Annotated in this window: 18 protein-coding genes; 9 read left to right on the plus strand and 9 right to left on the minus strand. The window is 71.0% G+C overall.

The window, feature by feature from the left end; translation table 11 throughout:
• Positions 1-2 precede the first annotated feature (2 nt).
• From accC to ACE3OU_RS08965, 7 genes are all read left to right on the plus strand, one after another.
• Entirely contained in the window at positions 3-1364 is a 1362-nt protein-coding gene (gene accC / locus ACE3OU_RS08935) for an acetyl-CoA carboxylase biotin carboxylase subunit (RefSeq protein WP_374241252.1), read from the plus strand.
• Entirely contained in the window at positions 1364-2266 is a 903-nt protein-coding gene (gene prmA / locus ACE3OU_RS08940; protein ID WP_374241205.1) for a 50S ribosomal protein L11 methyltransferase, read from the plus strand. The genes accC and prmA overlap by 1 nt, the downstream gene beginning before the upstream one ends.
• Positions 2263-3741: a DUF3426 domain-containing protein gene (locus ACE3OU_RS08945; protein ID WP_374241206.1), complete on the plus strand. Its 1479-nt coding sequence runs from the start codon at positions 2263-2265 to the stop codon at positions 3739-3741. Before prmA ends, ACE3OU_RS08945 begins: the two co-directional genes overlap by 4 nt.
• Before the next feature lie 18 nt (positions 3742-3759).
• Positions 3760-4695 carry a carbohydrate kinase family protein gene (locus ACE3OU_RS08950; RefSeq protein ID WP_374241207.1) on the plus strand — a complete coding sequence of 312 codons (936 nt, stop codon included), beginning with the start codon at positions 3760-3762 and terminating at the stop codon, positions 4693-4695.
• Positions 4696-4706: 11 nt separating this feature from the next.
• Positions 4707-5162 (plus strand): glycine zipper 2TM domain-containing protein, encoded by a 456-nt coding sequence (locus ACE3OU_RS08955; RefSeq protein WP_374241208.1) that lies wholly within the window; start codon positions 4707-4709, stop codon positions 5160-5162.
• A 135-nt stretch (positions 5163-5297) separates the two neighbouring features.
• On the plus strand, positions 5298-6056 hold the full coding sequence (locus ACE3OU_RS08960) for a GNAT family N-acetyltransferase (protein WP_374241209.1): 759 nt from the start codon (positions 5298-5300) through the stop codon (positions 6054-6056).
• A gap of 212 nt (positions 6057-6268) precedes the next feature.
• Positions 6269-6808 (plus strand): lysophospholipid acyltransferase family protein, encoded by a 540-nt coding sequence (locus ACE3OU_RS08965; protein ID WP_374241253.1) that lies wholly within the window; start codon positions 6269-6271, stop codon positions 6806-6808.
• A gap of 19 nt (positions 6809-6827) precedes the next feature.
• Here ACE3OU_RS08965 and ACE3OU_RS08970 read toward each other — a convergent pair whose 3' ends face one another.
• From ACE3OU_RS08970 to ACE3OU_RS09000, 7 genes are read right to left on the minus strand one after another with little or no spacing between them, the layout of a single operon-like run.
• Positions 6828-7661: a symmetrical bis(5'-nucleosyl)-tetraphosphatase gene (locus tag ACE3OU_RS08970; RefSeq protein ID WP_374241210.1), complete on the minus strand. Its 834-nt coding sequence runs from the start codon at positions 7659-7661 to the stop codon at positions 6828-6830.
• A gap of 3 nt (positions 7662-7664) precedes the next feature.
• On the minus strand, positions 7665-9536 hold the full coding sequence (locus ACE3OU_RS08975; protein WP_374241211.1) for a polysaccharide biosynthesis protein: 1872 nt from the start codon (positions 9534-9536) through the stop codon (positions 7665-7667).
• Entirely contained in the window at positions 9533-10546 is a 1014-nt protein-coding gene (locus ACE3OU_RS08980) for a glycosyltransferase family 4 protein (RefSeq protein ID WP_374241212.1), read from the minus strand. The genes ACE3OU_RS08975 and ACE3OU_RS08980 overlap by 4 nt, the downstream gene beginning before the upstream one ends.
• Positions 10536-11501, minus strand: coding sequence for an NAD-dependent epimerase/dehydratase family protein (locus ACE3OU_RS08985; RefSeq protein ID WP_374241213.1), 966 nt, complete (start codon positions 11499-11501; stop codon positions 10536-10538). The genes ACE3OU_RS08980 and ACE3OU_RS08985 overlap by 11 nt, the downstream gene beginning before the upstream one ends.
• On the minus strand, positions 11498-12367 hold the full coding sequence (locus ACE3OU_RS08990; RefSeq protein WP_374241214.1) for a DNA ligase: 870 nt from the start codon (positions 12365-12367) through the stop codon (positions 11498-11500). Before ACE3OU_RS08990 ends, ACE3OU_RS08985 begins: the two co-directional genes overlap by 4 nt.
• Before the next feature lie 2 nt (positions 12368-12369).
• Complete coding sequence (locus ACE3OU_RS08995) at positions 12370-13158, minus strand: glycosyltransferase family 2 protein (protein ID WP_374241215.1); 789 nt, start codon at positions 13156-13158, stop codon at positions 12370-12372.
• 54 nt (positions 13159-13212) lie between these two features.
• On the minus strand, positions 13213-14220 hold the full coding sequence (locus ACE3OU_RS09000) for an NAD-dependent epimerase (protein ID WP_374241216.1): 1008 nt from the start codon (positions 14218-14220) through the stop codon (positions 13213-13215).
• Positions 14221-14409: 189 nt separating this feature from the next.
• On the opposite strand from ACE3OU_RS09000, the gene waaA reads away from it, so the two are divergent.
• Positions 14410-15705 (plus strand): lipid IV(A) 3-deoxy-D-manno-octulosonic acid transferase, encoded by a 1296-nt coding sequence (waaA, locus tag ACE3OU_RS09005; RefSeq protein ID WP_374241254.1) that lies wholly within the window; start codon positions 14410-14412, stop codon positions 15703-15705.
• A 12-nt stretch (positions 15706-15717) separates the two neighbouring features.
• On the opposite strand, the gene ubiA is transcribed toward waaA, so the two are convergent.
• Together ubiA and ACE3OU_RS09015 are read right to left on the minus strand one after the other, a co-directional pair.
• Positions 15718-16590, minus strand: coding sequence for a 4-hydroxybenzoate octaprenyltransferase (ubiA, locus tag ACE3OU_RS09010; protein ID WP_374241217.1), 873 nt, complete (start codon positions 16588-16590; stop codon positions 15718-15720).
• A 5-nt stretch (positions 16591-16595) separates the two neighbouring features.
• Positions 16596-17150, minus strand: coding sequence for a chorismate lyase (locus ACE3OU_RS09015; RefSeq protein WP_374241218.1), 555 nt, complete (start codon positions 17148-17150; stop codon positions 16596-16598).
• 311 nt (positions 17151-17461) lie between these two features.
• Here ACE3OU_RS09015 and ACE3OU_RS09020 point away from each other — a divergent pair, with 311 nt between their 5' ends.
• Positions 17462-19621 carry an SDR family NAD(P)-dependent oxidoreductase gene (locus ACE3OU_RS09020; RefSeq protein ID WP_374241219.1) on the plus strand — a complete coding sequence of 720 codons (2160 nt, stop codon included), beginning with the start codon at positions 17462-17464 and terminating at the stop codon, positions 19619-19621.
• The last annotated feature ends 58 nt before the right edge of the window (positions 19622-19679 follow it).

The following is a 19679-nucleotide window of genomic DNA, read 5'->3' on the forward strand; positions in this document are numbered from 1 at the left end:
CCATGTTCGAGAAGATCCTCATCGCCAACCGCGGCGAAATCGCCCTGCGGGTGCTGCGCGCCTGCCGCGAGCTGGGCATCAAGACGGTGGCCGTGCACTCCGAGCCTGACGCCGAAGCCAAGTACGTCAAGCTGGCCGACGAATCCGTCTGCATCGGGCCCGCCTCGTCGGCCCTCAGCTACCTCAACATCCCCGCGCTGATCTCCGCCGCCGAGGTCACCGACGCCGAGGCGATCCACCCCGGCTACGGCTTCCTGTCCGAGAACGCCGACTTCGCCGAGCGGGTCGAGCAGTCCGGCTTCGTGTTCATCGGCCCCCGCGCCGAGACCATCCGCCTGATGGGCGACAAGGTCTCCGCCAAGGACGCCATGAAGGCCGCCGGCGTGCCCTGCGTGCCGGGCTCCGAAGGCGCCCTGCCCGACGACCCGAAAGAAATCGTCAAGATCGCCCGCGCCATCGGCTACCCGGTGATCATCAAGGCGGCCGGCGGCGGCGGTGGGCGCGGCATGCGCGTGGTGCACACCGAGGCGGCCCTGCTCAACGCCGTCACCACCACCCGCTCCGAGGCCGGCGCCTTCTTCGGCAACCCCATGGTTTACATGGAGAAGTTCCTGGAAAACCCGCGCCACGTGGAGATCCAGATCCTCGCCGACCAGCACGGCAACGCCATCCACCTGGGGGAGCGCGACTGCTCCATGCAGCGCCGCCACCAGAAGGTCATCGAGGAAGCCCCCGCGCCCGGCATCGAGCGCCGCCACATCCTGCGCATCGGCGAACGCTGCGCCGAGGCCTGCCGCAAGATCGGCTACCGGGGCGCCGGCACCTTCGAGTTCCTCTACGAGAACGGCGAGTTCTACTTCATCGAGATGAACACCCGGGTCCAGGTCGAACACCCGGTCACCGAGCTCATCACCGGCGTCGACATCGTCCAGGAGCAGATCCGCGTCGCCGCCGGCCAGAAGCTGCGCTACCGCCAGAAGGACATCGAGTTCCGCGGCCACGCGATCGAATGCCGCATCAACGCCGAAGATCCGTTCAAGTTCACCCCCTGCCCGGGCAAGATCGGCAACTGGCACGTCCCCGGTGGCCCCGGCATCCGCGTGGATTCGCACGTGTACAATGGCTACACGGTGCCCCAGCACTACGACTCGATGATCGGCAAGCTGATCGCCTACGGCGACACCCGCGACCAGGCCATCCGCCGCATGCGCATCGCCCTGTCCGAGATGCTCGTCGAAGGCATCAAGACCAACATCCCGCTGCACCAGGAACTGATGCTCGACGCCCGCTTCGTCGAAGGCGGCACCGCGATCCACTACCTCGAGCACAAGCTGGCCGCCCGCAACGAGGTCAATAAAAGCTGATGTGGATCTCTGTCATCCTGCAGGCTGACGCGACCCGCGCCGAAGCCCTCTCCGAAGCGCTGATGGAGCACGGCGCGCTGTCGGTCAGCATCGACGACGCCGACGCCGGCACCGAGGCCGAAAAGCCCCAGTTCGGCGAGCCCGGCATGCACCCGGCCAGCCTGTGGGACCACAGCCGCGTCGTCGCGCTCTTCGACACCGACACCGACCTGGCCCAGGCCCTGGCCACCGCATCCGCGGCGGCCGGCCTCGCCGCGGTGCCGCCGTTCACCATCGAGGAGGTCGAGGAGCAGAACTGGGTGCAGCTCACCCAGAGCCAGTTCGACCCGATCCGCATTACCGACCGTCTCTGGATCGTGCCCACCTGGCACACCGCCCCGGACGCCGACGCGATCAATCTCGTCCTCGACCCCGGCATGGCCTTCGGCACCGGCTCCCACCCCACCACCCGGCTGTGCCTCGAATGGCTCATCGAAGAGGTGGCGCCGGGCGTCTCGGTGCTCGACTACGGCTGCGGCTCCGGCATCCTGGCGATCGCTGCAGCCAAACTCGGCGCCGGCGAGGTCACCGGCGTGGACATCGACGAGAAGGCCGTCGCCACCGCCGCCGACAACGCCGCCAACAACGGCGTCAGCCTGCACCTGCAGGTCTCCGCCAAGCCCCTGGCCGGCACCTTCCAGCGGGTCGTGGCCAACATCCTGACCAACCCGCTCAAGATGCTTGCCCCACTGCTCGCCGCCCGCGTCGCCCCCGGCGGCAAGCTCGCCCTCTCCGGCGTGCTCGAAGCCCAGGCCGACGAGGTCATCGAAGCCTACGCGCCCTACATCGCCCTGCGCGTCGGCGCCACCCACGAAGGCTGGGTCCGCCTCGAAGGCGAGCGCCCGGAACAGGACGTGCAATGATCCTGGCCCGCTGCCCCGCGTGCGCCACCACCTTCCGGGTGCGCCCGGAGCAGCTGCGCGCCCGTCAGGGGCGGGTGCGCTGCGGCCAGTGCCAGCACGCCTTCAACGCCCTCGAAACCCTGGTGGACGAGGGCCTCGCCGACGACACCGCAGGGGCACACGCCCCCGTCGAGCCAGCGCCGATCGGACTGGCGTCGATCGAACCCGCTCCCGCGGAGCCGGCCTCCAGCGAGCCGCCCGCGGCCGAAGCGCCCACGCCGGTCTTCGTGCTCGAAGAGAAGACCACGCTCGAGCCCTTCCCGCCCATCGAGCCCTCCCCCGACGAGCCCGCCGACGAGCCGCAGCCCCTGCCCAAGACACCCGAGGCCCCCGAGCCCTTCGAGGCCGTCGAATCCTTCGAGGCCCCGGCCTTCCTGCTCGACGACCTCGACAGCCCCGACCAGCCCGCCGAGCCTGCTTTCGAGGCCCCGCCTCCCGCCGACGCCATTCCGTCCGACGACGCCCGTCTCGAGCCCCACGGCGAGATCGAGGCCCCCGCCGAATGGCCGGCCGTCGAGCCGGAGAGCGAGAGCCCGGCGCCGGTGTTCGACCTCCCCGACACGGCGGCGGAATCCCCCGCCTGGGCCCCCTTCGACGACGAGCCGCCGCTGACCGCCCCGGCCGAACCCGCACCGCTCGCCGACCAGCCGGCCGACACCGGCGCCCACAGCGCCGAGCCAGAGGCCGCACCGGCCTTCGCAGCGCCATCCGATTGGCCCGACCCCTCCGAGCTCGACCTCAAGGCCGAGCCCCTCGACTTCGACTCCCTGCTCCACCGCAAGGACGCCGGCGAGGCCGCGGCCCTCGCCGGAGCCCCCGTCGAGCCGCCGCCGGCACCCATGGCCTCCTTCGCCGCGCGCCCCGGCACCGACGAACGCGCCGACACCCCGCCGGCTCCCGACGGCGACGAAGACGACGAAACCGAGTCCGAGCCGGAAACCGAGGAGAAACCCTCCGGCCTGCTCCGCCAGGCCGCCTGGGCTGCCGGCGCCACGCTGCTGGCGCTGCTCCTGCTGGCCCAGGGGATGCTGGTGTTCCGCAACCAGATCGTCCAGTCCTCGCCCCACATGCGCCCCCTCATGGAGAGCCTGTGCGCCGGCATCGGCTGCGACCTGCCCCTGCCCCGCGAGGCCGCGCTGATCTCCATCGAGAACTCCGACATCCAGCCCGACGCCGGCCGCGAAGCCTTCTTCACCCTCCACGTCACCCTGCGCAACCGGGCCGAATTTGCCCAGGCCCACCCCCACCTCGAAGTCACCCTCACCGACGCCCGCGACAAGGCCCTCGTCCGCCGGGTGCTGGAGCCCGCCCAGTGGCTGCCCGCCGACGCCCCAAAGGACGCCTTCCCGGCCCACCGGGAGATCGCCGCCAAGGTCGCCTTCGAGGCGCCCCTGGTGGCCGCCGCCGGCTACCGCGTGTGGGTGTTCTACCCCTGACCCGCCCTTTACGCCCCCATGTCCACGCTCATCTGCGGCTCCATCGCCTTCGACTCGATCATGGTTTTCCATGATCGCTTCCGCAACCACATCCTGCCCGACCAGCTGCACATCCTGAACGTCTCGTTCTTCGTGCCCGACATGCGGCGAGAATTCGGCGGCTGCGCCGGCAACATCGCCTACAACCTCAAGCTGCTGGGTGGCGAGCCGCTGATCATGGCCACCGTCGGCGACGACGCGGCCCCCTATCTCGAGCGTCTCGACCGCCTCGGCCTGCCCCGCACCCACGTCACCCGGGTGCCCGGCAGCTTCACCGCCCAGGCCTTCATCACCACCGACCTCGACGACAACCAGATCACCGCCTTCCACCCGGGCGCGATGATGATGTCCCACCTCAACAAGGTCGGCGACGCCAGCGGCGTGCGCCTCGGCATCGTCTCGCCGGATGGCCGCGACGGCATGCTCGAGCACACCCGCCAGTTTGCCGAAGCCGGCATCCCCTTCATCTTCGACCCGGGCCAGGGCCTGCCGATGTTCAACGGCGACGAACTGCTGGCGTGCCTGCAACTGGCCGACTACTGTACGGTCAACGACTACGAGGCCCGCCTGCTGTGCGAACGCACCGGACGCAGCGTCGAGTCGCTCGCCACGGACGTGAAGGCGCTGATCGTCACCCGCGGTGGCGAAGGCTCCGAGATCCACACCGGCGGTCGCCGCATCGAGATCCCGACAGCGCGCCCCAGCGTCGTCCAAGACCCCACCGGCTGCGGCGACGCCTATCGGGCGGGCCTGCTGTACGGCATCGAGCAGGGCATGGACTGGGAGCAGACCGGCCGCCTCGCCTCGCTGATGGGCGCCATCAAGATCGCGTCCCGCGGCGGGCAGAACCACACGCCCAGCCGCGACGACATCGCCGAAGCCTACCGTGAGGCCTTCGGCACCACTCTCTGGTGAAAGGAAGAACCATGCGAATCCTCAATCTGACCCTCGCCCTGCTCGCCACCGTCACCATCACGGGCTGCGCCAGCGGCCTGGGCGGCGGCGACTACCAGCGCGCCGAAGCCCGTCGCGTCATCAACGTGCGGATGGGGGTCGTCGAAAGCGTGCGCCCGGTCAAGCTCGAAGGCACCAAGTCGCCGGTGGGCACCCTGGGCGGCGCGGCGATCGGCGGCATCGCGGGCAGCACCGTCGGCCAGGGCAAGGGCTCGGCCATCGCCGCGGTCATCGGTGCCGTGGCGGGCGGCCTGGCCGGCTCCGCCGCCGAAGAGGGCATGACCCGCAAGCAGGGCATCGAGATCACCCTCAAGATGGACAACGGCGAGCTGCTCGCCGTCACCCAGGAAGACGGCGGCGAGAAGTTCCAGCCGGGCGAGCGCGTCCGCCTGCTGCAGGACGGCGGCAACACCCGCGTCACCCGCTGAACCCCGCCCGTCGGGCAGGCCTCATGAAGGGAGCTGCGGCTCCCTTCTTTGCGTTAATGTGCCGGTAACACCGCCTTCAAGGCCCTGCAATGCAGCATTCCCACAATGCGCGAAAACCCCAAGAGGATTCTCGCCATGCTGCAAAAGCAACAACACCTCGCCCAGCGCCCGGGCCGCAACCTGCACGTCAGCCTCGCCACCAGCCAGACCGAAGTGCTGGAAGCCCAGAAGCTGCGCTACCGGGTCTTCGCCGACGAGATGGGCGCCCGCCTGACCACGCGCACCCCGGGGGTGGACCGGGACCTCTACGACGCCTTCTGCGAACACCTGATCGTCCGCGACGAGGACGCCGGGCGGATCGTCGGCACCTACCGCATCCTGTCCCCCAGCGCCGCCCGCGAAGTGGGCAACTACTACTCCGAGACCGAGTTCGACCTCACCCGCCTGCGCCACCTGAAGAGCCGCATGGTGGAGATCGGCCGCTCCTGCATCGACGCGGACTACCGCTCCGGCGCGGTGATCACCCTGCTGTGGTCGGGCCTCGCCCGCTACATGCTGGAGAACAAGTACGACTACCTGATCGGCTGCGCCTCGGTGAGCATGGCCGACGGCGGGCACGCCGCGGCCAGCCTGTATAATCGGCTCAAGGACGAGCACCTGTGCCCGCTCGAATACCGGGTCTTCCCCCGCACGCCACTGCCCCTCCAGGCCCTGCGCCAGGACATCGAGGCCGAGACGCCGCCGCTCATCAAGGGCTATCTGCGGGCCGGCGCCTGGATCTGCGGCGAGCCGGCCTGGGATCCCGACTTCAACACGGCCGACCTGCCGGTGCTGCTGCCGGTATCCCGGCTCGATGCCCGCTACGCCAAACACTTCATGGGACGCAAGGACTGAAACCCGCCAGCCCCACCCCCGCCGCCGTCCGCCTGCTCCGCTACACCCGCCTCGCCGCGCACCTGCTGCTCGGCCTGGCGATCGCGGCCCTCGGCTTTCCCCTCATCGCGCCATCCCGGCAGATCCGCCTGAAGCAGCGCTGGTCCGCCCGGCTGCTGAAGATCCTCGGCGTCCGCCTCCAGCAGGACGGGCAGCCCATCGCATCCGGCAGCCTGCTGGTCGCCAACCACGTCTCGTGGCTGGACATCTTCGTGATCAACGCCGCCTGCCCGGCGGCCTTCATCTCCAAGGCCGAGGTGCGTGACTGGCCGCTGGTCGGCTGGCTGGCGGCCCGCAACGAGACGGTCTTCCTGCGCCGCGGCAGTCGCGGCCACGCGCGCATCGTGAACGCCGAGATCGCCACCCTGCTTGGCCGTGGGCGGCAGGTGGCGCTGTTTCCGGAAGGCACCACCACCGACGGCAGCCACGTGCATGCCTTTCACGCGGCGTTGCTGCAGCCGGCCATCGAGGCCGGCGCACCGATCCAGCCCCTGGCCCTGGCCTATCGCCTGCCGGACGGCCGCTTCACCCGCGCGCCGGCCTACGACGGCGACGTGAGCCTGGGCGAGTGCCTGCGGGCCATCGTCGCCGAGCGGGAGATCGTGGCGCGCATCCACGTGGCGCCGGCGCTATCGACCACCGAACAGCCCGACCGCAAGCAGCTGTCCCAGCGCGCCCGCGACACCATCGTCGCCGCCCTGGCGGACGGCTGAAGGCGGCGGCCGGAGCGGCTCAGGAGGGCTTGACCTTGCCGTGGCCGAGCCCGGCGCAGGCCACCTGGAACACCGTCCGGTCCTCCAGCCGCACCGCGCTCAGCTCGCGCCCCCACAGGCAGCCCGAATCCAGCGCCAGCAGCCGCGGCTCGACCCGCAGCCCGAGGGCCGACCAGTGGCCGAACACCACCGTGGTGTCGGCGCTCCGGCGGCCCGGCACCTCGAACCAGGGCAGGTAGCCCTTGGGCGCCTTGGCCACTTCGCCCTTCACCTTGAAATCCATGCTTCCGTCGGGGGTGCAGAAACGCATCCGGGTCATCGCGTTGACGATCACCCGCATCCGCGCATAGTCGCTGAGGTCGTCGTGCCAGGCGGCCGGCTCGCTGCCCCACATGTTGTGGAGCAGGTCGGCATGGTAGGGGCCCGCCAGCGCCCCCTCGACCTCCCGCGCGAGCGCCCGCGCCTGGGTCACCGTCCAGCCCGGCAACAGGCCGGCGTGCACCATCGCGAAACCGTTTTCGAGGTGCATCAGCGGCCGCGTGCGCAGCCAGGCGAGCAGCGCGTCGCGATCGGGGGCGTCGAGCACCGCCTGAAGGGTGTCGTCCTTGCCACGGCTGCGCACCGCACCGTAGGCCACCATCAGCAGGTAGAGGTCGTGGTTGCCCAGCACCGTCACCGCCGCCGGCCCCAGGTCGCGCACGAAGCGCAGGGTGCGCAGTGAATCCGGCCCCCGGTTGACCAGGTCGCCCACCAGCCACAGGCGGTCGCGGGCGGGATCGAAGGCGACCCGGTTGAGGAGGGCCATGAGCGAGGTGAAGCACCCCTGGATGTCGCCGATTGCGTAGGTTGCCATGGTTCAGGCCTTGGGAGCGGCTTCGACCGCCTTGAGTTGTGGGGCGAGCGGGCCCGGCGTGTACTCGGGCACCCAGCGACGCAGTTCGCGACGCACCTCGATGGCCTCGACGGCCCGGCGCTGGCGCAACCACACGAGCAGCCCCTCGAGCCAGCCGTCGACGGCGGGCTCCGCCCGGGCGATGCGCAGCTTGGGATGGTGGGTCGGCAGGGTCTGCTCGGTGTCGGCGAGCAGCTCCTCGTAGAGTTTTTCGCCGGGGCGCAGGCCGCTGAACACGATGCGGATCTCGGCCTCGGAACGCCCGGAGAGGCGGATCATGTCCCGGGCCAGGTCGGCGATGCGCACCGGCTGCCCCATGTCGAGCACGAAGATCTCGCCGCCGCGGCCCATCGAGCCCGCCTGGAGGACGAGCTGGGCAGCCTCTCGGATCGACATGAAGTAACGGGTGATCTCCGGGTGGGTCACGGTAACCGGCCCGCCGGCAGCGATCTGCTCGGCGAACTTGGGGATCACGCTGCCGGCACTGCCCAGCACGTTGCCGAAGCGCACGATCTCGAACTGGGTCCTGCCCTGCAGGGCCATGGCCTGGCAGACCCGCTCGGCGAGGCGCTTGGTGGCGCCCATCACGTTGGTCGGATTGACCGCCTTGTCGGTGGACACCAGCACGAAACGGGGCACGTCGAAGGCCACCGCGCTGCGCGCCACCAGCCAGGTGCCGAGCACGTTGTTGCGCACGGCCTGCCAGGCGTTGTGGTCTTCCATCAGGGGGACGTGCTTGTAGGCCGCCGCATGGAAGATCACCTGGGGCCGGTAGCGGCCGATGATCTCGTCCACCCGGATCGCATCCTTCACGTCGCCGGCGACCGCCACCACCTGCAGGCCCGGAAAATGCATCGCGAACGCCTCGGTCAGCTGGTACAGCGCGAACTCGCTCAACTCGAAACAGACCAGCAGCGCCGGCTCGAAGCGGGCGATCTGGTGGCACAGCTCGGAACCGATCGACCCTCCGGCGCCGGTCACCATGACCACCTTGCCCCGCAGATAGTCGCGCACTTCGGCGGCGTGGATCCGCACCGGATCGCGGCCGAGGAGATCCTCGACGTCCACCTCGCGCACCTGGCTCACATTGACCCGGCCGGTCATCACATCCTCGATGCCCGGCAGGATCAGCGCCTTGACGCCGGCCCGCACGCAGGCGCTGGCCGCCACCCGGCGCCTTTCGTGCCCCTCGTTGGGCATCGCGATGATGGCATGGCCCACCTTCAGCTCGTCGACCAGCCGCGCCAGATCGGCGATCCCGCCCAGCACCTCGCACCCGTGGATCTCGCGCCCCCGGTGACCCGGCGTGTCATCGAGCACCCCGACCACCCGCCACTCGGCGGAGCGGGACAGGTCGCGCACCAGGTTGACGGCCGCCTCGCCGCCCCCCAGCACCAGCACCGGCTGGCCCTGGGCGCGCAAGCCGCCGTACAGCCGGAACTCCTTCCAGGTACGGTAGATGGCCCGGGTTCCCCCCATGTAAACACCCAGCAGCAGCGGCTGCAGCAGGTACACCAGCCGGGGCACCTCGGGGGCGTAGCGCACCGCCACCACCACCACCAGCGGCGTCAGCACCGCGGCCACCGCCACCGCCCGGCCGATGCACAGCAGATCCGGCAGGCTCGCGAAGAGCCACAGGCTGCGGTACAGGCCGAACACCCTCAGCAGCAGCCCCTGCAGCACAACCACGATGACCAGCCCCAGCAGGAAGCCCGGCAGGAACTCCGGCGGGATGCTGAAGTTGAAGCGGATCAGATATGCCCCCCACCACGCGAGGCCCACGCCGATCACGTCGGAGAGATACACCAGGAGGGGGTGATGGAGGCGATGGATCAAGGCGGCGGCGACTCGCCCGCCCGGTGACGGCGCCAGGCGCGGTCGATCCGGTAGGCGACGAAAAAATGTACGGTGATGCACATTGTAATGATGATGCATTGCAGCGAGAACCCTGCCGTCAACGCCACCACGGCCGCCGCCCCGCAGCCCGCCATCAAGCCGTAGGCGCGCAGCGCCGTCCCCCGGTGCCCCAGGCCCATCTGCACCATGCGCTGGTAGTAGTGGGTCCGGTGGGCCTGCCAGACCTTCTCGCCGCGCAGGGCCCGGCGCAGCAGGGTCGCGGTGGCGTCGAGGATGAAGGGCGCGAAGACCAGCAACGGAAACCACAGCGACCAGGCCCCGGCCCGCCACCCCGCCACCCCCAGCGCCCCGGCCAGGAAACCGAGGGGCACCGACCCCACATCCCCCATGAAGATGCGGGCCGGATGAAAGTTGAAGCACAGGAAGCCAGCCGCCGCCGCCGCGATGCCCGCGCACAGCACCGCCAGCCCTGCCTCGCCGCCCATCGCCGCGGCCCAGGCGAAGGCGCCGAAGCCGAACACCGCCATCCCGCCGGCGAGCCCGTCCGAACCGTCCATGAAGTTGTACAGGTTGCCCATCCACACCAGCCCGACCAGCAGCAACACGGCCATCGCCCAGCCGCCGGCCACCCCGCCCACGGTCAGGAAGGCCCCCGCAGCGAGCACCTGCACCAGCAGGCGCAGGCGTGCAGACAGCCCCGCCCGGTCATCCGCCAGCCCCAAAGCCGCCAGCGCAAGGGCCCCGACCAGGGCCGCCGACAACGCCCGCCCGGCCTGCCCGGCCGCGATCACCGCCAGCGCCGCCGCGGCGACGCCGGCCATCACCCCGACCCCGCCGGTGCGGGGCGTCGGCCGCGCGTGCAGCGAGCGATCGTTGGGATGATCCAGGAAATACAACCACGCACCGGGCCGGCAACACAGCCGGGTCACCGCCCAGGCAACCGCAAAGGCCAGCAGCACCACCGCCGGCATCAGGCGTTCAACCCCCACCGAGCATCTCCCGCAAACCTTCGTCCAGCCCCACCCGGGCCCGCCAGCCGAGCTCCCGCTCGATGCGGGCCGGCGAATAGCAGGCCGACCCCAGCAGCCGCCCGAGGGCCTCGCTGTCCAGCGGCACCCGCCGCGACAACAGCGCCTCGACCCCGTCACCCAGCCGGGCCGCGGCGGTCAGCAGCCCCCGCGGCACCCCCCAGGCGACGGGCGCCATCCCCTGGGCCGCGCGCAACGCATCGAAGAGCTGCCGCCCGGAATGGGTTTCCGGATGCGCCACGATGTAGCTGCGGCCTGCCGCCCGCGGGTCGACGGCCACCCGGCGGATGGCCGCCACCACGTCCGACACATGCACCAGCGAGCGCCGGTTGCCGGTCTCCGGCAGCGGCGGGAACAGGCCCCGCCGGACCAGCGCCGCCATGCGCTCGAGATTGCCGCGCCCACCGGTGCCATACACCATCGCCAGGCGCAAGCTCACCGCGTGCATGCCATGACGCGCGGCAGCCTCCTGCAGGGCCGCCTCGGCGGCGCGCTTGGCCTGCCCGTAGGCGGTGACGGGCGGCGGCGCCCAGTCCTCGTCGACGCACGCCTCCAGCGGCTCACCCATCGCCTTGACGCTGGAGAGGAACACGAAGCGGCGCACCCCGGCGCGCCCGGCCGCCTCGGCCAGCGCCCGGGTGCCCTCGAAGTTGACCTGCCGATGGCGGGCCGCCTCCGCCTCGCCGAGGGCGCCGAAGGCGTGGGCGTGGCCGGCGCAGTGGAAAACCGTGTCGATGCCCGTGCAGGCCCGCGCCAGGCTGGCCGGGTCGGCCAGGTCGCCGCGAACCTCGTCGGAGCCGGCCGGCTCGCCGCGGGTCAGCACCCGCAGCGGCACCCCGTCCGCCGCCAGGGCCGCGACCAGCCGGGCGCCGATGAAGCCGCGCCCACCGGTGACGAGGCAGCGGCCGGCCGTCAAAACGCCTCCCGCCGCCGCCAGTAGCTGGCGAAACGCGGCACCCCGGCGCGGGTCAGCTCCCGGTAAATATAGGTGACCTGGGCGCCCACCGGCGGCGGCTCGCGCCGCTCGGCGTCGGTGAAGCCGGTGCCCAGCTGGAAGCGCACCCCGGCGGGCGTCTCGACCAGCAGCGCGCCCATCATCCCGGCCAGACGGCCCCGCCCGGGCAGGTGCGCGACGACGGTGGCCTCGGCATCCAGCCGGGGCTTGAGCTTGAGGAGCGCATCGCTGCGCCCGGTGAGATAGGGCGCGTCGGCCCGGTGCAGCATCAGGCCCTCGCCCCCGGCGGCGACGACCGCGTCGAGGCGGGCCTGCAGCGCGGCCCGGTCGGCCACCCGGAACTGCTCCACCGCCTGCAGCCAGGGCACGCCGGCGCGGGCGACGATGGTCTTCAGATGCTCGACCCGCTCGGTGAAGCTGCCGGCCGCGCCGGGCAGCTCGAACACCATGAAGCGCACCTGACGCCATCCGTCGTCCACGGGCTGCTGGCGGCGCACGATGCCGGACAGCTCGGCGAAGCGCCCGCGGCCGATCCACAGCTCGCCGTCGAGGGGCTCGGGCGGCAGGCCGGCGACGAACCACTCCGGCGCCGGCACCGGACGCCCGCTGCGGAAACGCAGGCGCTGCCCGTCCCACAACGCGCGGGCGCCATCGAGCTTCTCGCTGACCCAGTAGTCGGCCAGCGCCACGTCGCCGCGGAACACCTCGGCGAGCAGCAGCGGCGGCGCCTCGGGCCCGGCCGCCAGCGCAGGAGAGAGGCCGCCCGCGAGGGCCGCGGCCAGCGTGAGGGCGCGCAGGGCAGGCGCAAGACGCGTGTGTGTCGCCATGGTCAGAACCACCGCCAGCCGTGCTTGTTGAAGAAGCGCGCGGCGCCGCCCACGAAGAGCTTGATGTGATGCCACCCCTTGCGCGCCGCGTGGCCGCCATGATGCACCACCCGGACCGCCGGCACATATGCCAGGCGTGTCAGGCGGGCGGCGCGCAGGCTGAGGTCGTAGTCCTCGAAGTACAGGAAGAAATCCGGATCGAAGCCCCCCAGGCGGCGCAGCACCTCGCTGCGGAACAGCATGAAGGCGCCGCTGACGAGGGGCGGGTCCCACACCACCTGCCCGGCGATGAGGTCGCGCATCTCGTAGCGCTCCATGCGCTGGGCGAAGCGGCGGCGCAGCCAGCCGGGCGCGAAGCCGCGCAGGAAGAGGTCGAAGACCGCCGGCACCCGCTTGCACAGGTATTGCATGCGCCCGTCGTCCCAGTAGGCGGCGGGCGCCAGCAGGCCGCATTCCGGGTGGGTCGCCATGAAAGCCATGGCCTCGACGAGGGCGTCGGGCGCCAGCTCGAGGTCGGGGTTGAGGATCAGGTGGAAGTCGCCGGCGCCGTCGAGGCTGAGGTTGTGGCCGCGGCCGAAGCCGACGTTGCCGTGGCCGGCGATGTGATGCACGACCCACCCGGCGGGCAGCGCGAGGCCAGCCAGCGCCCCGGCGGAGCCGCCGTTGTCGATCAGGAACAGGTCGGGCTGGAGATCGGCCCGGCAGCTGGCCACCTCGAGGGCGGCCAGCGTCTCCCGCAGCAGGGCGGGATCAGGGCGGTACAGCACGAGGCTGACGGTCAGGGGCGCCATGCGTGCCCCCCGGAGACGGGCGACGGGAGCGGCGCCGGACGCCCCCGGCGGGTGTCAGAGCTTGTAGTAGCTCCGGTACCACTCGACAAAACGCCCGACCCCTTCGCGCACCGGGGTCTCCGGCTTGAAGCCGGTCCAGGCGTTGAGTTCGTCGGTGTTGGCATAGGTGGCCGGCACATCGCCGTCCTGCAGGGGCATGAAGTTCTTTTCGGCCTTGACCCCGACGGCGTCCTCGATGGCCTCGATGAAGGCCATCAGCTCGACGGGGTTGTTGTTGCCGATGTTGAACACACGGAAGGGCACATTGCTGCGCCCCGGATCGGGCAGGTCGGCATTGTAAGCGGGATCGGGCTCGGCGACACGGTCCATCGTGCGGATGACGCCCTGCACGATGTCGTCGATGAAGGTGAAGTCGCGCTTCATCCTGCCGTGGTTGAACACGTCGATCGGGCGGCCTTCGAGGATCGCCTTGGTGAACAGGAACAGCGCCATGTCGGGGCGGCCCCACGGCCCATACACGGTGAAGAAGCGCAGGCCGGTGGTCGGCAGGCCGAACAGGTGGCTGTAAGTGTGGGCCATCAGCTCGTTGGCCTTCTTGGTGGCGGCGTAGATGCTGACCGGGTGATCGACGCTGTCGTGCTCGGAGAACGGCATCCGGGTGTTGCCGCCGTACACGCTCGAGCTGCTGGCATACACCAGGTGCTGCACCTTGTTGTGGCGGCAGCCCTCGAGGATGTTCATGAACCCCGTCACGTTGCTCTCGATGTAGGAGTGGGGATTGACCAGCGAATAGCGCACGCCGGCCTGGGCCGCCAGGTGGATGACCCGGTCGAACTTCTCTTCGGCGAAGAGCTTCTCCATGCCCGCCCGGTCGGCCACGTCGAGCTTCACGAAGCGGAAGTTGGCGTGGGGCGTCAGCCGCGCCAGCCGGTCGAGCTTGAGCTGGACGTCGTAGTAGTCGTTGAGGTTGTCGATCCCGACGACTTGATCGCCGCGGGCCAGCAGAACCTGGCTGGTGTGCATGCCGATAAAACCGGCGGCACCGGTAACGAGGATTTTCATGAGAGTGGGGACGATCCGGATTGTTGGGTTCGGGACGGCCGGCGCGGTGGCCCAGGGGGCTGGGCCATGCGGCTATCAGCCGCAGATTTTCGCATGCGCCTCATGCAGGGTAAATCCTCGAAACAACTTGTCCGTGCCTTCTGTAACGACCCGTTATACTTTGCACTCTTCATCCTTGATGCCGACGCCTTGGTTCTGCGCAGCCTTTACACCCTCGTCTGGATCCTCGCGCTGCCCTTCGTGCTGCTGCGCCTGGTGTGGCGCGCGCGGCGGCAGCCCGACTACCTGCGGCACATCCCCGAGCGCTTCGGCGTCTACCGCACGCGGCTCAACAACCCGGTGATCTGGCTGCACGCCGTCTCGGTGGGCGAGACACGCGCCTCGGCGCCGCTCATCCACGCCCTGCTCGAGACCTACCCCGACCACCGGGTGCTCCTCACCCACATGACCCCCACCGGTCGCGCCACCGCCGCCGAACTCTACGGCCACCTCGCCCCGCGGGTGCAGAGCGCCTACCTGCCCTACGACCTGCCGTGGGCGATCTCGGGCTTCCTGCGGCACTTCCACCCGCGCATCGGCGTGCTGATGGAAACCGAGCTGTGGCCCAACCTGGTCGAAGCCTGCCACCGCACGGGCACCCCGCTGGCGATGGTCAATGCCCGCCTGTCGGCGCGCTCGGCGCAGGGCTACCGGCGCATCGGCGGCCTCGCCCGCAACGCCTTCGCCCACCTGTCGGCCATCGGCGCCCAGACCGAGGCCGACGGCCAGCGCATCACCGAACTGGGCGCCCGCTACGTGATGATCACCGGCAACATCAAGTTCGACATCGCCCCGCCCGCCCCGATGCAGGTGCTGGCCGCCGACTTCCGCAACCGCTTCGGCCCCCAGCGCGAGATCCTGCTCGCCGCGAGCACCCGCGAGGGCGAGGAGGCCCCGCTCCTCGAAGCCTTCGCACGGATGTGCCCGCCCGAGGTGCTGCTGGTGCTGGTGCCCCGCCACCCCGACCGCTTCGACGAGGTCGCCAGGCTGGTCAAGCGCGCCGGCCTCAAGATGCAGAAGCGCTCGAAGGGCGTGCCGGTGATGGCCGACACCCGGGTCTGGCTGGGAGACTCGATGGGCGAGATGTATGCCTACTACGGCGCCGCCGACGTGGCGATCATCGGCGGCTCCTGGGCCCGGCTCGGCGGCCAGAACCCCATCGAGGCCAGCGCGGTGGGCTGCCCGGCCATCGTCGGCCCGCATACCTTCAACTTCAAGGCGGTCTGCGAGCAGGCCATCGAGGTGGGGGCCGCGGTGCGCGCCGACGACATCGACGACGCCCTGCAGGTCGCCCTCGAGATCATCGCCGACCCGATCCGCCGCAAGGCCATGAGCGAGGCCGGCAGCCTGTTCGCCCACTCCCACCGGGGCGCCACCGGCCGCACGATGGACCTGCTCACCCCGCTGCTGCGCACCGCCCGGCCACGCCGGCCCGGCGAGCGCTGAAGCCGGCCGGGCTCAGCGCAGCAGGTAGTCTGCCACCCAGCCCGCAAAGATCGCCCCGCCGACCCAGTTGTTGTGCAGGAAGGCCTTGAAGCACCTGGGCCGGTCGCGGTCACGGATCAGCGTGTAGTGATAGCCCATCAGCCCGGCCGCCACCGCCAGCCCGGCCAGGAAGGGCGCGCCGGCCCCGGTGGCGAGCCCGGCCCAGCCCAGCAGCAGCAGGGTCAGCGCGTAGCAGATCATGATCGCCGTGACCTCGAAGCGGCCAAAGGTGATCGCCGAGGTCTTGATGCCGATCTTCAGGTCGTCCGGCCGGTCCACCATCGCGTACTCGGTGTCGTAGGCCACCGCCCAGAACACATTGGCCAGCAGCATCACCCAGGCCACCAGCGGGATGTCGTTCTGGAAGGCGGCGAAGGCCATCGGGATGCCGAAGCCGAAGGCGATGCCCAGGTAAGCCTGCGGGATCGCCAGGAAGCGCTTGGTGTAGGGGTAGCTGCCGGCCAGGAACACCGCCGGCACGCTCATCGCGATGGTCAGCCCGTTGAGGGGCAGCACCAGCAGGAAGGACAGCAGCGCCAGCCCGGCGGCCAGCCCCAGGGCCTCCTTCGGGCTGATCCGGCGGGCCGCCAGCGGGCGGTTGCGGGTGCGCTCGACATGGCCGTCGAAGTCCTTGTCGGCGTAGTCGTTGATCACGCAGCCGGCCGAGCGCATCAGCACCGTGCCGACCACGAAGATCGCCACCACCCACGCCGCCGGCCGGCCGTCGCTGGCCACCCACAGGGCCCACAGGGTCGGCCACAGCAGCAGCAGGATGCCGATGGGTTTGTCGAGGCGCATCAGCTTTTCGTATTCGGACACGCGTTGGCGCAGGCTCAGGGTCGTCATGGTCGTCAGGGGTTCAGGCGCCGGATAGCCGGCAGGAAGACTTCGGTCACCAGCAGCGGCGCACCGTGGCGCCGGAAGGCCGAGCGGCGCGCCCACAGGGGCGGCAGGGCCGGCTCGCCGAGGGCCGCGGCCGCATGGTGCCAGCGCGGGTCGCGGGCGTCGAGCCGGGCGGCCTCGAGGGGCGAACGGCGCACCCGCGGGTCGTCGAACAGCACCGTCGCCAGCGGGCGCCCACCCAGACCGTGGAGCAGGTGCCAGGCGGCGGGGATCGCCGTGGCGGCCACCAGCGAGCGGGCGAACACCACCGGCTCGCCGTCGGCGAGGAGCAGCACCTCCCGCTGCCACAGGGCGCCGTGGCGCTGCACGCCGAGGGCGGCCAGCTCGTCCGGCAGCACGCCGGCCTTGCCCTGCCCCACCACCTGCAGCGAGAAGCGCCCGCAGCGGGCACGGATGCGCGCGGTGAGCGAGCTGTCGTCGGTGAGCCAGCCGCGCATGGCGCGCGGGGCCTGCCAGGCCGCCATCCGGAAGGGATCGCGGCCGGGGAAATGGGCGAGGGTCATGGGGGGACTGCGTGGGCAAGCATGATGCGGCGCCATTGTAGGGCGTTTCGCGGCCCCCGCGGCGCGATCGGGCCCGCGCGATGATCCCGGCCGCTGCCGGGGGGGCTCCCGGACGGCCGACCAGCCCCGCGGCCGGCAAGGCGCCAACCTGACAATTTTTAACCGCACGAGGCACAACCACGGCATAACAATGATTTGTAACACAATGCTGGCGGCCGGATAGTCCCCTACCTATAGTGATTGGTAACAAGGCTTTTAAAAGAAAAGCCTGGCATCGACCGCTGCAACGAACCCTCGAGGATGAGGCCGCCATGCAAGCATCCGTCGTCGCCCTGGTTCGCAACACCTCCTACCAGCCGGAGGTCCTCCGGCAATCCATCGAACAGGCACTGGCCCTGATCGAACAACCGCTTTCCCGCCTCATCCGCCCCGGCGACCGGGTTCTCGTCAAGCCCTACCTGCGCCACGGGCCGATGCGCACCCCGGAGACCAACATGATCTCCCAGCCGGCCATCATCGAAGCGGTGATCGCCCTGGTGCGCGACTGCGGCGGGCACCCGATGCTGGGCGACGAAGGCTCGCGACGACTGCGGCAGACCCAGCCGCCCCCCGACGAAATGTGGCTGCACCTGCTGGCCGAACGGGCCGGTGCCGAGCTGGTGAGTTTCGCCAAGGCCGGCGGGCGCCTCGTGCCCAGCGGCATTCCGCGCCCCCACCAGTACCTGCTGAGCCGCGCCGTGCTCGACGCCGACGTGGTGATCAACCTGGCCAACGCCGTGCTCCATCCCACGCTGGTGTGGAGCGGCGCGGTCAAGAACATGTTCAACACCGTGATCGGCGCCGGCAACGCCCAGCTGTTCGAACTGCTGCGCGAGCGCGACGAGCTCAACGCCGCCGTCGCCGACCTGTGCCGGCTGTCACGCCCCACCGTGTCCCTGTCCGACATGACCACCGTGTGCCCGGACTCGAAGGCCGACCTGTGGCGCGTCGGCCTGATCGGCGCCTCCACCGACCCGGTCGCCCTCGACAGCGTCTCCGTCCGCGCCCTGGGCTGGGACCCTGCGGAGATCGGCCACCTGACCTGGGGGCAACGGCTCGGGTTCGGCCACTGGGAGCAGCCGCACATCGACCTGCGCGGCCTGTCCTGGAGCGACCTCCCGGTTCTCGCCCAGCCCCCCCGCACGACCCGGCCCCAGCCTCCCGAGGGCCGGCTGCAGAAGGCGCTGCGCCTCCTCAACAAGACGACGCTGCGCCCGCGCCCGCTCATCGACGCCGGGCACTGCAACGGCTGCGCCGACTGCATCCGGATCTGCCCCATCGGCGCCATCAGCGCCGGCGCCGGGGGCCGGCCGGTCATCGACTACGCCCGCTGCGTGGATTGCATGGTGTGCACCGAAACCTGCCAGGCGCGCGCGATCACCTCGGGCGCCCGCAGCTGGCAGGCGCTCGCCCTGTGGCCCCGCACCCTCGCCCGCCGGGCCTGGCGGCGCAGCAAGACCGGCTACGTGTGGCGCCTCGGCCAGTTCTCCCTGCGCCTGCAGCTGAAGAAGTCGAAGCCGGTGCGCCAGCCGCGCCCCCGCGCCACGCCCACCCCGACGCGAAAGGAAGTCGCCATGTCCACCCCGGTCACGCCGCACGGATCGCCAGCCCGCGAAGGCGGCGTCGCGCTCATCGTCGGGGTCGGCCCGGGGCTGGGCGCGTCGCTGGCCCGCCGCTTCGCCCACGAGGGAATGGACATCGCCCTCGTCGCCCGGGACGGCCAACGCCTCGAGGCGCTCGCCGACGAGCTGCGGGGCCTGGGAGTGACCGCCCGGATCTACCCCTGCGACGTCACCGAAGACCCGGCCGTCACCGCGATGGTCCGCGCCGTGTGCCGCGAGTTCGACGTGCCCCGGCTGGCGGTTTACTGCACCGAGCACTACGGCCCCGGCCACGTGGTGGACATCGACACGGCGGCCTTCGTGGAGTGCTGGGAGGTCAATTGCCTGGGCGCCTTCCTGGTCGGGCGCGAGGTGGCGCGGGCGATGCTGACCCGCGGCGACGGCACCCTCATCTTCACCGGCGCCACCGCCGCCCTGCGCGGCCGCGAAGGCTACGGCCTGGGCGCCTTCCTGGTCGGGCGCGAGGTGGCGCGGGCGATGCTGACCCGCGGCGACGGCACCCTCATCTTCACCGGCGCCACCGCCGCCCTGCGCGGCCGCGAAGGCTACGCCAACATGGCCGTCGGCAAATGGGGCCAGCGGGCCCTCGCCCAGTGCATGGCCCGGGAGCTCGGGCCGAAGGGCATCCACGTGGCCCATGTGGTCATCGACGGCGGCATCCTCAAGGACGGCAGCTCGGCGCTGCAGTGGGAGCGCATGGCCGGCCTCTACCCCGACGAGATCGCCGAGAACTACGTCGCCCTGCACCGCCAGCACCCGAGCACCTGGACCCAGGAGCTCGACCTGCGGCCGTGGATCGAGAAGTTCTAGCGCCCCCGGGGCCGGGCTCCGCCCCGGCAAGGAAACCTGGGGCGGCCCCGCGTTTCCT

It is taken from the genome of Zoogloea sp. (assembly GCF_041908905.1).
GTDB lineage: Bacteria > Pseudomonadota > Gammaproteobacteria > Burkholderiales > Rhodocyclaceae > Zoogloea.

What these genes read in the sequence shown, in the direction of transcription:
- accC (WP_374241252.1), top strand. Translation starts at nt 3, where the DNA reads ATGTTCGAGAAGATCCTCATCGCCAACCGCGGCGAAATCGCCCTGCGG.
- prmA (WP_374241205.1), top strand. Translation starts at nt 1,364, where the DNA reads ATGTGGATCTCTGTCATCCTGCAGGCTGACGCGACCCGCGCCGAAGCC.
- ACE3OU_RS08945 (WP_374241206.1), top strand. Translation starts at nt 2,263, where the DNA reads ATGATCCTGGCCCGCTGCCCCGCGTGCGCCACCACCTTCCGGGTGCGC.
- ACE3OU_RS08950 (WP_374241207.1), top strand. Translation starts at nt 3,760, where the DNA reads ATGTCCACGCTCATCTGCGGCTCCATCGCCTTCGACTCGATCATGGTT.
- ACE3OU_RS08955 (WP_374241208.1), top strand. Translation starts at nt 4,707, where the DNA reads ATGCGAATCCTCAATCTGACCCTCGCCCTGCTCGCCACCGTCACCATC.
- ACE3OU_RS08960 (WP_374241209.1), top strand. Translation starts at nt 5,298, where the DNA reads ATGCTGCAAAAGCAACAACACCTCGCCCAGCGCCCGGGCCGCAACCTG.
- ACE3OU_RS08970 (WP_374241210.1), bottom strand. Translation starts at nt 7,661, where the DNA reads ATGGCAACCTACGCAATCGGCGACATCCAGGGGTGCTTCACCTCGCTC.
- ACE3OU_RS08990 (WP_374241214.1), bottom strand. Translation starts at nt 12,367, where the DNA reads ATGGCGACACACACGCGTCTTGCGCCTGCCCTGCGCGCCCTCACGCTG.
- ACE3OU_RS08995 (WP_374241215.1), bottom strand. Translation starts at nt 13,158, where the DNA reads ATGGCGCCCCTGACCGTCAGCCTCGTGCTGTACCGCCCTGATCCCGCC.
- ACE3OU_RS09000 (WP_374241216.1), bottom strand. Translation starts at nt 14,220, where the DNA reads ATGAAAATCCTCGTTACCGGTGCCGCCGGTTTTATCGGCATGCACACC.
- ubiA (WP_374241217.1), bottom strand. Translation starts at nt 16,590, where the DNA reads ATGACGACCCTGAGCCTGCGCCAACGCGTGTCCGAATACGAAAAGCTG.
- ACE3OU_RS09015 (WP_374241218.1), bottom strand. Translation starts at nt 17,150, where the DNA reads ATGACCCTCGCCCATTTCCCCGGCCGCGATCCCTTCCGGATGGCGGCC.
- ACE3OU_RS09020 (WP_374241219.1), top strand. Translation starts at nt 17,462, where the DNA reads ATGCAAGCATCCGTCGTCGCCCTGGTTCGCAACACCTCCTACCAGCCG.